7 protein-coding genes and 2 pseudogenes are annotated in these 13110 nt (G+C 69.3%); 5 read left to right on the forward strand and 4 right to left on the reverse strand.

The window, feature by feature from the left end; genetic code table 11:
• Positions 1-45: 45 nt before the first annotated feature.
• Positions 46-575 (reverse strand): annotated as a pseudogene (locus ABZ855_RS23930) (CYTH domain-containing protein); the annotation flags it as partial.
• 192 nt (positions 576-767) lie between these two features.
• On the opposite strand from ABZ855_RS23930, the gene ABZ855_RS23935 reads away from it, so the two are divergent.
• The 3 genes from ABZ855_RS23935 (at position 768) to ABZ855_RS23945 (ending at position 5444) form a co-directional block, all read left to right on the forward strand.
• Positions 768-3338, forward strand: coding sequence for a DUF262 domain-containing protein (locus ABZ855_RS23935; RefSeq protein WP_360809926.1), 2571 nt, complete (start codon positions 768-770; stop codon positions 3336-3338).
• 468 nt (positions 3339-3806) lie between these two features.
• Positions 3807-4541: a dienelactone hydrolase family protein gene (locus ABZ855_RS23940; RefSeq protein WP_360809928.1), complete on the forward strand. Its 735-nt coding sequence runs from the start codon at positions 3807-3809 to the stop codon at positions 4539-4541.
• 81 nt (positions 4542-4622) lie between these two features.
• Positions 4623-5444 (forward strand): hypothetical protein, encoded by an 822-nt coding sequence (locus ABZ855_RS23945; RefSeq protein ID WP_360809930.1) that lies wholly within the window; start codon positions 4623-4625, stop codon positions 5442-5444.
• Between the two features lie 95 nt (positions 5445-5539).
• On the opposite strand, the gene ABZ855_RS23950 is transcribed toward ABZ855_RS23945, so the two are convergent.
• Positions 5540-7432: a DUF2075 domain-containing protein gene (locus ABZ855_RS23950; protein ID WP_360809932.1), complete on the reverse strand. Its 1893-nt coding sequence runs from the start codon at positions 7430-7432 to the stop codon at positions 5540-5542.
• Positions 7433-7621: 189 nt separating this feature from the next.
• Here ABZ855_RS23950 and ABZ855_RS23955 point away from each other — a divergent pair, with 189 nt between their 5' ends.
• On the forward strand, positions 7622-8548 hold the full coding sequence (locus ABZ855_RS23955; protein WP_360809934.1) for a DUF6183 family protein: 927 nt from the start codon (positions 7622-7624) through the stop codon (positions 8546-8548).
• 35 nt (positions 8549-8583) lie between these two features.
• A pseudogene (locus ABZ855_RS23960) lies at positions 8584-8802 on the forward strand (DUF5713 family protein); the annotation flags it as partial.
• 27 nt (positions 8803-8829) lie between these two features.
• Here the strand turns inward: ABZ855_RS23960 and ABZ855_RS23965 are convergent.
• The gene (locus ABZ855_RS23965) at positions 8830-9795 is read right to left on the reverse strand and encodes a threonine/serine dehydratase (protein WP_360809936.1); all 966 of its coding nucleotides are present in this window, start codon (positions 9793-9795) and stop codon (positions 8830-8832) included.
• Between the two features lie 49 nt (positions 9796-9844).
• Positions 9845-12805, reverse strand: coding sequence for an AAA family ATPase (locus ABZ855_RS23970; RefSeq protein WP_360809938.1), 2961 nt, complete (start codon positions 12803-12805; stop codon positions 9845-9847).
• Positions 12806-13110 lie beyond the last annotated feature (305 nt).

Below are 13110 nucleotides of genomic sequence, written 5' to 3' on the forward strand. Positions count from 1 at the left end.
GAGTGGTGGCGGGATGCGTGTAGCGGCCCCGCCGCCAGTTGCTGGTCAGTCGGTACGGCCCGTTGCCGCAGGCGCTTCGGGCTTGTCGGTGTCGGTGTCGGTGAAGAGAAGAGTGGGCTCCGCGAGGATGTCGCGCCCGACTTCACTCCTGTAGACCTCATCGCCGCTGCCGAAGCGCGCAGCGGTGTAGTCGAGGTCGAGCAGAGAGGCCGCCTGCCGGACCGAGGCCTCGTCGGGGCCTTCGACCTCGACGAAGGTGGGCAGACCCGGCCAGGTGTCGAAGTCGAAGGCGACCTCGCCGAGGTGCCATTCCTCGCGGTAGTTCTCCTGAAAGCGGACCTCCCGCAGACCGAGGCCGCGCAGAATCCGGGCCATGGCGTCCAGATCGCCGACCTCGGTTTCGATCTCCGTCGTGCCGTCGTCCCGTCGATGCGCGTGGCGTCGGTGACGTGCTTGAGCGTCAGCGTGGAACGGGCGCCCTCGTCACGCAGCCGGATCCACTGACCGGCGAGGGCGTCGCTGTCGAAGATCTTCCGGGTGAGGAGGGTACGGGGGAGGGTCTGGGTGGCGCCGAGGCCGGCGAGCTATTTCCGTTCTCCCTTGGTGTGCCGCCGCGAGGCAACCGGGCAACAGAACCCGGTGTACAGCCTGACGCGCCTGCCCTTTCCATTTTTGTAGCTGGTGCTACTCCTGTGCCGTAGTGCGGCAATATAGGTCTCCTGCCTCAAGTGCCTACCGGGTGAAGCAATGGAGGGGCGCAAGACGTCATGCAAGCCAAAGAGACCCTCTTTGCTGACCTTGTGCAGGGACGAGCCCAGCAGTTCCAGGTTCCGCTCTACCAGCGGACGTACTCCTGGACGGAGAAGCAACTGGCCCAGCTGTGGGGCGACATCCTTGAACAGGCCGAACTGCTGGAGTCCGGTGGGACGGCGAGTACACACTTCCTGGGTTCGGTCGTGCTCGCGCCCTCCCCGCAGAACGAAGCGACCTTTCCCCGCTGGCTCGTTGTCGACGGCCAGCAGCGGTTGACCACGCTATCCCTGGCGTTGGCCGCGATCCGTGATCACATCGCCGACACACAGCCGGAGGAGGCGGAGCGCATTGATGAGGAGTACCTCATCAATAAGCGCAAGTGCGGCAGCGATTACTTCCGTCTGCTGCCGACGCAGGCGGACCGTGCACAGTACGCCGCGCACATTCGCGTGGCCCAGGAGGAACAGAGCGCGGGGGACAGGGTCGCCGCCGCCTACCGCTTCTTCCGCCGCAAGCTGGTCGAAGCGCACGATCCGACAGCGTTCCAGAATGTGCTCCGCATCGAGCAGGCGATCACGTCCCGCCTCACGCTGGTGTCCGTGACCGCCGAACGCGGCGACAATGTCCACCGCATCTTCGAGTCCCTCAACAACACCGGGTTGAAGCTCAGTCAGGCCGACCTGCTGCGGAACTACCTGTTCATGCGGCTGCCGACGCTCGGCGAGCAGGTGTACGAAACGTACTGGCTGCCCATGCAGGACAGCCTGAGCAACGGCGAGCTGGAACAGCTCATGTGGCTGCAGTTGGTGCTCGACGGCGACGACCGGGTCCGCCGCCAGGATCTCTATGCCGCACAGCAGCAGCGCTTCGAGCGCCCGGAGGTGAGCGAGGCCGACATCGAGGCGTACGTCAAGGAACTCCACCGCCGCAGCGCCCACTTCCGCCGCATCGTCCGCCCCGAGAACGAACCCGATCCGCTGGTACGAGGGCATCTGACCCGGCTGCACGACTGGCAGGCGGTGGTGGCCTACCCTGCGCTGATGCTGCTGTTCGACCGCCGGGCACGCGGGGAGTCGGACGCCGCGGAGACTGCACGGGCCATGGAGTACATCGAGAGCTTCCTCGTACGCCGGACGATCTGCCGGGTGCCGCCGAACAATCTGAACAGGATCTTCCAGGCGGTCCCCGCGCAGTTCCCGCAGGGTGTTCCGGTCGCGGACGGCCTGCACCAGCTGCTCTCCGCGGAGAACCGCTTCTGGCCCGATGACGAGGAGCTGCGTACGAAGGTCCGGGAGGCGCCCTTCTACCGGTACGGCCTCCCGCATCAGCGCAGGCGGGTGTTGCAACGCCTTGAGGAGAGTTACGGGCACCCCGAGCCGGTGGACTTCGCCTCGGCGCAGCTCACCATCGAGCACGTGATGCCCCAGTCGCCGGGGCAGGACTGGATGAGAGTGCTGGAGGAGGAGGCCGCCGACGGCGAAAGTGCGGAGGACCTGCACTCCCGGCTGATCCACTCCCTCGGGAACCTCACACTGACCGCAGTGAACTCGGAGTTGTCCAACCACCCCTTCGAGAGGAAACAGGGACTGCTGCAGGGCAGCCACCTGGAGATGAACCGCCGTATCGCCGCCACTGACCGCTGGGGTGCGAAGGAGATCCTGGCCCGGGCCGACGATCTCGCCGACCGGGCGATCAGGTTGTGGCCGGCTCCGCTGCGCGGTGTCGGACGTGCCGAACGCAGCCGCGACTGGCATCTGGCCCACCAGGTTCTCGCCGCGCTTCCGCACGGCACCTGGACGTCGTACGGCGATCTTGCGGGGTTCATCGGTTCCGGGGCCCAGGCCGTGGGCAACCACCTTGCCGGTACCGCCGGTGTGGCCAACGTGTACCGGGTGCTCAACGCGGAGGGCAAGGTCGCCGACGGTTTCCGCTGGGGCTCCGAGGACCAGGGCGACGTCCGCGCGCTGCTGACGGCCGACGGCATCCACTTCACGATCAGCGGGGCCGCCGATCCCGCTCAGCGGCTCACCAGTGATGACCTCGCCCTGCTCGTCGCCGACGCGGAGGGCGAACCGGAGGAGGCCGGGGAGGCGGGACGGCCCGTCGCCGGGGGCGTGGCCGCGCAGACCCGTGCCGCGCGGTTCCTCCGACAACTCGCGGCAGACGACAACGCGGAGACCGTGAGCGCCGTGAGTGAGGTGCTGGCGCGCTGGGAGGAACTCGGCGGCTGGGTCGGCTACGGCACCGGGAAGGTCACGACCAGCGCCTTCCTGATGCTGGGCGAGGCGGGCCTCCCGGGGCGTGGCATCTGGCCGCTGACCCTCTACCCGGGCGGCGGTCGGGGCGGTACGGCCGAAGTGGTGTTCCAGCACATGGCGTCCCGGGAACCGTTCACTGATCGTGCGTTGCGCGCCGAACTCCTCGTAAGGCTCAACGAGTTGGAAGGCGTGGATCTCCCCGAGGGCAAGCTCGAGCTGCGGCCCAACTTCCGCTTGGCGTACCTGACGGAGAGCGGCAACCGCGAGTTGCTGGTCGGAACGCTTGCCTGGTTCCGTGACCGCTGGCAGGACCGGGATTGCGTCTGAGGCGCCGGGAAAGCGATGGCACCGACGACGACCCCTGAGCATCGGCGGCCCCTGTAGCCCCGACGTGCTGTGGCCAGGTCCGCATGACCACCGGGAGGTATCAGGCGGTCAGCAGCGCGTGCATGGGCTCCGCGATTGTCTTTGGCCAGCGCTGCGGCGCGCTAGGTCCTTCGACTCCGGGTGGTGTCGCGGACCAGGCAGGCGAAAGGCTGGATGTCCCTGCCCCCGGACTGCACCCAACGGCCGGCAGGCGTCTGGTAGGCCACCTTGCTCGATCATGCCGTCCGAGCCGACCATCACTCCGAGCGGAGCGGCCGACTGCGACGACGACTTGACCTCGCCGAACAGTAGTTGAGCCGAGACGTCCGCGACGCGCAGGCCGACAGGTCGGAGCCCGGCAGGCCCGCCCTGTGGGTGCGCCGGTCCCGGGCGCCGTTCCATATCCGATTGAACACGACAGGAGAATTAATGCCCACCAAGACGCTGCAGATTCCCACCACGGACGGCCAGGCCGACGCGTTCGCCGCCTTCCCCGACGATGGTGGGCGGCACCCAGGAGTGCTGATGTACGCGGACGGCTTCGGCATCCGGCCCGTGCTGCGGGAGACGGCCCGCGAACTGGCCGAACACGGGTACTACGTGCTCGTCCCCAACATCTTCTACCGGCACGGCACTGCACCGGTGATCGAACTTCCCGAGCACATCGGAGAAGAGGTCCGGCCCGCGCTCATGGCCCAACTGATGCCGTTGATCGAGGCGCACACCACCGAACGCGGGCTGCGTGACGCAGAGGCCTACCTCAGGTTCCTCACCACCCGGCCCGAGGTCGCCGCCGGACCGGTCGCGGTGACCGGCTACTGCATAGGCGGCCTGCTGGCGACGCGCACCGCCGCGGCCCATCCCGGCCAGGTGGCCGCCGTCGCCGCATTCCACGGTCCCGTGGGCGCCGACGGGCCAAACGCACTTGCCGAGATCACCGCCCAAGTCCACTTCGGCCATGCCGAAAGCGACCTGACGCCCGAGGCCCTCAGCGAGCTCAACCGGGCCCTGGACGCCGCGAAGCTTGACTACACCTCCGAGATCTACCCCGGCACCGTCCACGGGTTCACCATGTCCGACACCGGCGCCTTCGACCCTGCGGGACTCCAGCGCCACTGGGACCGCCTGCTCCCCCTCCTCAACCGCACCCTGGCCAACAGTTGAGGCGCCGACTCGACTCATCAAGGTTCAACTGAGCTGACACAGTAAGGACCTTGGAGCGCGGAATTACTGTAAGTTCTTGCTATGAAACAGGGCAAAGATGTCGAGAACCCTGCGTCGCGCTTCTCTGCGGTGCTGCTGGCGGCAGCAAAACTGCCGGGTGTGCGTATCGACAGGGAGACGTACCTCCGTAGCGCGTTGGCTCGCCACTGCTCCGAGGACGACATCCGAAAAGCCGTGGAAGAGACCCCCGCTGCGGCGGGCATCCCTGTCGAGGTTCTCGACAAGGTGGCCAACGACTCCATCCGCTTCGAAACAGCCAAGGTCAGCGCTCTTTCCGCCGCTGCCGGAATCCCCGGCGTCCTCGCCCTTCCCGCCACTGTGCCCGCAGACGTGGCCCAGTACTTCGGTCACATGGTGCGTATCGCGCAGAAACTCGCGTACCTCTACAGCTGGCCCGATCTGTTCTCCGACGACGGCGATGACGTCGACGACGCGACCATGGGGGTGCTGACGCTGTTCTTCGGCGTGATGTTCGGTACCCAGTCGGCGAACGCCGCCGTCGGCAAGGTCGCAGGGATGATGGCGGAGCAGGTCGCCAAGAAACTTCCCCAGAAGGCACTCACCCAGGGCGTCATCTACCCGATCGTGAAAAAGGTCGCGGCCTATCTCGGCGTCCAGATGACAAAGCAGTCCTTCGCGAAGTCCGTCTCGAAGGCCATCCCCCTGGTCGGGGCGGTTGTCTCTGGCGGGCTCACTCTTGCGACCTACCTTCCGATGGCCAAGAGGCTCAAGAGGCACCTCTCAAGCCTGCCACTGGCGGAACCGTCGCACCGAGTGATGGATGGGGAAGTCGTGGAGGGTGAAGTCGTGGAAGATCACGGGCCTTTCACCACCACCTTGTGAATGGAGGGTCCCCGACGCGATCGTCCTGCGCCGGGGCCCCTTCGGTGCCCGCCGCACACCGCTCGCGTACCAGCAACCGCACGCCACACACAGCACTACGCGAGCACAGGCGTCCCGAACCCAGAGGCCGACTGAGTGAGCGACCGCAGCTTCTCGCGGGTCTCCGGGTCCGTCGAGTAGACGATCGTGCCGATCATGCCCCGCGTCAGCAGCACCTTGTACGTGTTGCGGATGAGCTGACTGATGTCCGCGTCCGAGGTCGCCTTCGTGAAGGACGGGTCCTTCGATGCCGACCGGTCCACGACCCAGTGGTCCGTACGCCACACCAGATCGGGGCCGATGATCACGCCCGACCAGTCGTACTCGAAGCCCTGGGCCGTGTAGACGCAGCCGACCTGGCCGAAGCCGGCCGGGTCGGTGGCCCAGAGGGGCGCGGGTGGCGCCCCGAGCAGGGACCGGTCGCCGTACACGTTCCAGGGGCGGGCCCACTCGCCGATGACGACGTCGGCGGGCAGCGTCGACATGTCCGGAGTGACCTTGGTGGTCCACTTCCAGCAGTAACCGGCGGACATCCGGGCGCTGTAGTCCTCCGCGCGGCGCGCGATGAGGAAGTCCTCCAGTTCCTGGGGGCTTTCGGCGGTCAGTAGCTCGAACTTGCCGTCCGGTTCCCACTGGCCGGGCGTGCCGCCCTCCAGGCCCAGCAGATCGACGACCCACTTCTCGTACGCCTCACTGCCGCCGCACCGGAACTGGCTGTCCAACTCCACCACCGTGCAGTCGAGGCCCTGTTCGGCGGCGGCCCGCTTGATCTCCTCCTTGGTGCCCATCTCACCGGGCCGCACCACCTGGTGCTGGTCGAGGAGGAAGACGGGCACTCGGGCCGCGTCGATCAGTTCCGCCACCTGGGGGCGGCCGGTACGGAACTCCGCCTTGGTGTAGCGGTTGGCGGAGGTCTTCCGGAGCCGGTGGGCCTCGTCGCAGATCAGTACGTCGAGGTCGTTGGGCTCGGCGTCCATGAAGCTGTTGAAGTACTTGAACAGCTGCTGGACTTCGCGTTTTTTGGCCCCCGCGACCCTGCGCATCGTCTTGGTGAACGATGCCGAGCCGGTCGCGTGCAGAGTGGGCACCCCGCGTCGGTACAACTCGCCCAGCAGGGACATCGCGATCACGCTCTTGCCCGAACCGGGACCGCCGGTCACCACGATCACCTGCTTGTGGTTCGACCGCTTGGCCTTGCGTACGGCGGACATCACCTGCTCGTAGGCGACCCGCTGCTCGGCGATGAGGACGAACTGCTCGCGGTCGCGGATCTCGGCCGCCGCGACCGCCATCAACTGCCTCGAGGGCCGGATCTTGGCGTCACGCAGGACGTCCGCCGCCTCCGCGCCGGGCTTCGCGGCGAGCCGCGAGCGCAGGAAGTTCAGGAAGGCGCCGCGCTGTTCGCCCGTGTACATCCGGCCGTGCATGTCCTCGGTGACGGCCCGCAGACCGGCGACCCCGAACTCGGTGGCGTTGTGCAGGAACGCCACACCGGCCAGTGACCTGGGCATCCGTTCCAGCGCCCCGTTGAACGACAGCAGGTACTCGCAGTAGCCCCGGACCTGCTCGATCGGGTTGAGCACGGGCTGCGCGTACGCGTCGATCCGGCACAGCAGCGGCTCGTCCTCCTCCGGGTAGGCCGCGCTCCACTGCTTGAGTTCCACGACCACGTACGACGGCTCGCCCGTGGTCGGGTGGACGCCGGCGAGCACGGCGTCCGCACGCTTGCTGGTGAGGGGGAGGCTGTACTCGATGAGTACCTCGACCTCGTCGAGTCCGGCCTCGAGGAGCGCGTTGACGAGTGCCGGAAGGCTGCGTTCCCAGGATCGTATCTCCGCCGCTGCGGGCCTCCGGCCGTGCTGGTGACGGAAGTTCTCGGTCAGATGCAGCGCCAGCGACCCTTCGAGGATGCGGGCGGCCACGGACGCCGCGGACTCACGGAACAGCAAGAAAATGCCCCCAGGCAGCACGAAGAAGACTCGTGCGGGTGGGGGCATGTCCTCCGATGTCCGCCGTGCGCCGCGCTGGCGGGGCGGATCAGGAAGCCCGTCGGGCCGCTGAGATGGTTCTTGTCATCCTAGGTCAGTGCGCGGATCACCAGGAGGGGATGAAGACTGTTCAGGGAAGGAGCAGCGGCGTTGGCGGCAAGGGCAGGCAAGATCCCAGGCGACCGGCTCCAGCGTTCGGTTGCCGAGAAGTTGGTCGAGGCGCAGCAACCGCGTGATCTGGAAGCCCTGTTCGGGGAGCTTCCCCAGCGGCTCGATGACCCTGCCGTGGAGGTACGGGCCTGCATTCTCGGGGAGCTTGCCTTGATGGGGGCGGGGCGTGGTCGGCCCGTACTGGATGCCTACGCGGCGAGACTGCGGGAGTTGCGGCACCCGTTGGCCCGGTTGCCGAGGACGCGGCTCGATGTCGAGCACCGGTTCGGGGTTCGTGTGCGGGGGCTCGGGTCGGTGAAGACCTCGGAGCAGCTTCGTGCGCGGTTTCCGGAGGTTTCCGCCACCGACGGGGGTGCGGAGGGCGGGCGTAGGGCCGTCGAGAGTGTTGAGGCCGGGCGGGCGGGGGCGGTTGCCGAGCCCTTTGTCGTCAGTGGCTGGTCCCGGGTGCCCGAGGTGCGATTCTTCGCTCTGCCTAGCCCGCTCGAGCCGGACGACTTCAACATCGCCTTTATCAAGCAACTGCCCCTGGATTGCCTGGCGGGCGAGGGTACGCGCCGGGGCGTGGCCGTCAGTTGCCGTACTACGCCCGACGATGTGATCAACGAACTGTTCGCGGCAGCGCACCACGGCGGCGTGAACGGGCAGGGGAAGGGGCAGGGTGGTGCGTACGCTCGGCTGTACGCCTGGAACAGTCTGTACGCGTTGATGGGGCTGCCCGGTGACCTCCCGTTCCTGGACGCGGCGCGGCTCGCCGCCGAGTATCGGTGGCTGCGGTTCATGGCCTTCTCGGACTGGTTCCACCACGACACTGCGGACATTGCCTTCGCCGTGCTCGATCCCGGTGGTACGCGGGTCGCGGTGCTTGCGGCGACGGACACCGACGCCGACTCCCGCCCCTACTTCTAGTTCGTTGTCAGTGGTGCCGTGCATGATCACGTTGGATTGAGGCCGACCAGCCGGCGGATCTGGAGGCCCTGTATGCGCTCACCCAGGCCGCAACGGAGGAATTCAACCTTCTGGAGGCGGAGTTCGACGCAGCCGGGAGGGAGATCGAGACGGTAGCGCGCGAGGTGATCGCCGAGGACTTCGGGTTTGTCGCGTCGGCATACGGGTTCACGGACGCGTCTGTGGAGGAGCTGATTGCCACCCGCGACTGGTGAGCCCAGTGCCGGTGCGGATTTCGGAGACTAGGCCAGATCGCCAGGGTCCGTATTCGCCCCGCAGAGCACCACCGCGACCCTCTCGCCCGGGCTCGGGCGATACGCCGCGTCCGGTCCCGTCAGCGCGGCCAGCGCCGTAGCCGCCCCGTGTTCCACCGCCACCCTTCGGTCCGCCCACAAGTACTGGCGGGCCCGGACGATCTGCTCGTCCGGGACCAGGATCGAGTGGACGTCGGCCTGTTGGGCCGTGGTCAGGGCCATCTCTGATGTGCGGCGGGCGCCGAGGGAGTCGGCGGCGATCGAGTCCACGGGGACGTCGACCGGGCGGCCCGCCTCGATGGCGGCGTTCAGGGCGCGGCAGTTCCGCGGTTCCACCGCGACCGTGCGGATGCCGTGGTGCCCGGCGGCGGTGGCCACGCCGGTGAACAGTCCGCCCCCGCCTACGGCGACCACGACCGTGTCGAGGTCGGGGAGGCGGGCGTGGATCTCCTCCAGGAGGGTGCCCGCGCCGGCGGCGATCAGCGGATGGTCGTACGCGTGGGAGGCCAGCGCCCCTGTCGAGGCGGCGAAGTGCTCGCACGCCGCCAGGGCCTCCGCGTACTCCGTGCCGGTCAGGCGGACGTCGGCGCCGTACGAGCGCAGCTTGGCCACCTTCACCTCTGGGGCGGTGGCCGGGAGGAACACGGTCGCGGGAACGCCCTGCTGTCGCGCCGCCCACGCGCACGCCAGGCCCGCGTTGCCGCCGGAGGCGATGGTCACCCCGGCGTCGGGCAGGGCGCCCGCGTCCCGGTGGGACTGGAGGAAGTTCTGCGCGCCGCGCGCCTTGAAGGAGCCGGTGTGCTGCATGAACTCCAGTGCCAGCCACAGTTCGTACGCGCCCGGGGTGCTGCGGGGCGCGGGGTCGGCCGGAGCGAGCGTCACCGGGCGGACGCGACCGGCGATCCGAGCGGCGGCGGACTCGATGTCGCCGTACGTGAGCGTGAGTTGGCGCATCGCGCTGCTCCTGCCGAGAGGGGGGAAGCGCCAGGCTACTGTGCCTCCGTCAGCCAGTTCTGCGGACATCGGGAGCATGGGGTGCATGGGGTACATGGGGAGCCCGGTTCAGTGCCGCCGTCAGTTCTCCTCTCCTCCTGATGCCCAACTTGCGGTAGGTGCTGGTGAGATGGGTCTCCACCGTGCGGCGGGCCACATGCAGCAGTTCCGTGATCTCCGTGTTCGTGCGGCCCCCTGCCGCGAGTTCCGCTATGCGGCGTTCGCTCGCTGTCAGTGTCGTCGTCGTGCGACGGGCGCCGCCCTCGCGGAGGGACTCGTTGGCGGTGGCGTACAGGCGTACCGCGCCCAGCCGTTCGGCGCGTTCGGCCGCCTCGCGGAGCGACTTGCGGGCCCGGGTGCCTTCGCCGGCGGCGGCCAGTTGGCGGCCCCGGGCGATCAGGGCCGGGACCAGCTCCGTTTCGACGGAGGCCTCGCGCAGGACTCGTACCGCCTCGTCGATCAGGTCCAGGCCGTGGCGGCCGCCTGTCGCCGTGCCCAGTACCCGTAGGGAACGGCCCAGCACGCGCGGGGTGTGCCACACCCGGGCCAGTCGCAGGTCCTCCTCCGCCAGGGCGAGCGCCTCCCGGGGGTGGCCCAGGGCCAGTTGGCACTGGGCCGCGGCGGAACGCCAGGGGGTGACCACCGGGCTCAGTACGTCCCGGGCGGACTGGCGGCGCCCGCACTCCAGGAAGTCGCCGAGGGCGCCGGCCGGATCACCGGAGGCGGCGCGCACCACACCTCGGGCGTACAGGAAACGGTTCAACTCCCAGGAGTCGTGCGCCTCTCGGAGGTCGAAGGCGTCGGCGAGCCGACCGGCCTCCTCGATGCGGTCGGTCTCGACGAGCGCGAGCAGGACGTGCGCCGCCGCGTTCGTCGGACCGGAGCCGGAGCCGGAGCCGGTGCTGGTGCTGGTGCCGGCACTGCCCTTGCCAGGGCCTGCCGTCCGCCACTCCGGCCCGGACCGGCCCCCGTCGGGCGCCCCCGTCCCCTCCCTCCGCCACGAATCCGGGTCGTTCAGCAGCCGTCCGTAGTCCCCGCGGGCCGCGGCTATGTCGGCGCGTACGTTCAGCAGGGCCTCGTACATCGGGTGGAGGAGGGTGGGGCGTTGGAGGCTGAGGCCTCGGTCGGTCAGGCGTTCGGCCTCGTCGAGTTCGTCGGCCCATTGGGCCACCGCCGCCGCCGTACCGAGGAGGAAGGGCTCGGCCAGGTGGCCGACCGGCTCCGCCAGCAGTGCGCGTACCTGCTTCATCGCGGCGTCCGCCGAGGTCAGGCCCGCTGTCGCCTCGTACCGTACGAGGAGGGCGCGGCCGGCGGCGCCCAGTGTCCGGGGCGAGTGTTCGGCGGTGTCGCGCAGGTGGCGGTACATCTCGTCGCGGGTCGTCTGGTCGTGATCGGCGAGGAGCGCTGAGGCCGTCTGGACCGTGTGGAGGAGATCGGGGTGTTCCGTCAACTGGCCGTCCAGGTTGCGGAGCAGGGTCACCGCCGCGCGCGCCTCACCGCGCCTGGCCAGCGCCGTGCCCAGTGCCATCGCCGCCCGTACGCGGTACTGCGGCAGGCCCGGCAGGCGCATCGCCTCCGTGAGGTGGGGGATGCCCGCCGAGGAACGTACGGCGGCGAACTCCAGCGAGCCCAGCTCGGTCAGCACCTCGGCCCGGCGGCCCGGTGTCATCGGCTCGGTCAGCGCCCGGCGCAGCAGGACCACCGCGTCGTCGGTACGGTCGTCGCGTACCGCGCCGGTGGCCGCGTCGAGCAGGGCGTCCGTCGCCCACGCCTCGTCCACCGTGCCCGACCGCAGGAGCTGCCCGGCGACCGCCTCGGTCGGGTCGCCGCGGCGCACCATCACCTCGGCCGCCGCCCGGTGCGCGGCCTGTCGGCCGGCGGCGGGCCAGCCCGCGAGGACGGCGTCCCGGAGCAGGGGGTGCGTATAGCGGGGCAGCCCGTCCGCGTCGTGACGCAGCAGGCCCAGCCGGGTCATGGCGGTCAGCCAGCCCCGTACCCGCGACGGATCGGCCCCGGTCGACTCGGCGGTCTCGGTGAAGAGCTCGATGTCGGTGCCCTCCGCCGCCTCCTCCAGCGCGGCGAGCACGCGGGCCGCGTCGGCCGTCGCCGCCCCGGCGCAGTCCAGCCACCAGGACACCGCCGCCGGGTACGCGCCCGGGTACAGCGCGGCGCATGTCTCCGGGAGCGCGTCGGGTGCACCGGTGGCGGCGTTCAGGTCCTCCAGCAGGGCGCGCAGGAGTAACGGGTTGCCCGCGCCCGCACGTACACAGTCCGCCACCCACTGCGGTGAGTACTCCGACTGCGGTGACCCGTCGCCGACCGACGAACGCACCAGCTCCGTCGCCGCGTCGAGGCTCAGCGGGGCGAGGGTGTGAGTGCGTACGAGGGTGGGGGAGAGAGTGTGGACCAGGCCGGTGTACGGCGCGTCCACGTCGTACTGGCTGCGCTCCGTGACCAGCAGGAGTATCGGTAATTGGTCCACCCTGCGCGCCGCCTCGATCAGCCAGCACCGCGAGTTCTCGTCCGCGAGGTGTACGTCGTCCACGGCCACCAGCACCGGCCCCTCGGCCGCGTACGCGCACAGCGACCGCCAGAGCCGGGCGGCCGGTGGGAGGTCCTCCGGGCGGTCGACGGCGTCAGTGGTCGAGCCCATCGCACGCATCGGACCCATCGAGTCCCTCGAGCCGCCGCGCTCGGCCGGGACGGTCAACTTCCGTACCGGTGCCAGTAGTTGCTCTATGGCGGGGAGGCGGGAGCCGGGCGCGCCGGCCTGGGGGGAGCAGCGGACCCGCAGCACGCGCATGCCGCCTGCCTCCGCGTTCTCGGTGGCGGCCTCCAGAAGTGCGGTGCGGCCGGTGCCGGTGGCCCCACGCAGCAGGACCAGGCGGCCGGTGCCCGCGCGGACGCGTTCGGCCTCGGCGGCGACCAGGTCCAGCGCCTCTCCGCGTTCGTACAGCGAATCGGACAGCATGCCTGCCTCCTCTCGTGGGCGTCTGTTGTCGTGTCTGGTGTCGGTGTGCGGTGGCCGTCACTTGGTCTAGAAGGGCCAACTGCCCAATAGGTTGAAGCGATCCGCGAGAATTTCTTGCCGAATCTCGTGGTGAATCTCGTGGTGGTCCACGATTGTGCGCGCCCCGTGGGCCACAGAAGTGTTTGCGGTGCACGTCCGCCCCGACTGCTCGCAGGTGGCGGCATCCGACCCTGGGGGCAGTTCTTGCGCAGCACAACAGTTCGCACCACGGGCACCGGCCCCGGCACTGCTACCGGGGCCAGGGC

Source organism: Streptomyces sp. NPDC047042, from assembly GCF_040644035.1.
GTDB lineage: Bacteria > Actinomycetota > Actinomycetes > Streptomycetales > Streptomycetaceae > Streptomyces.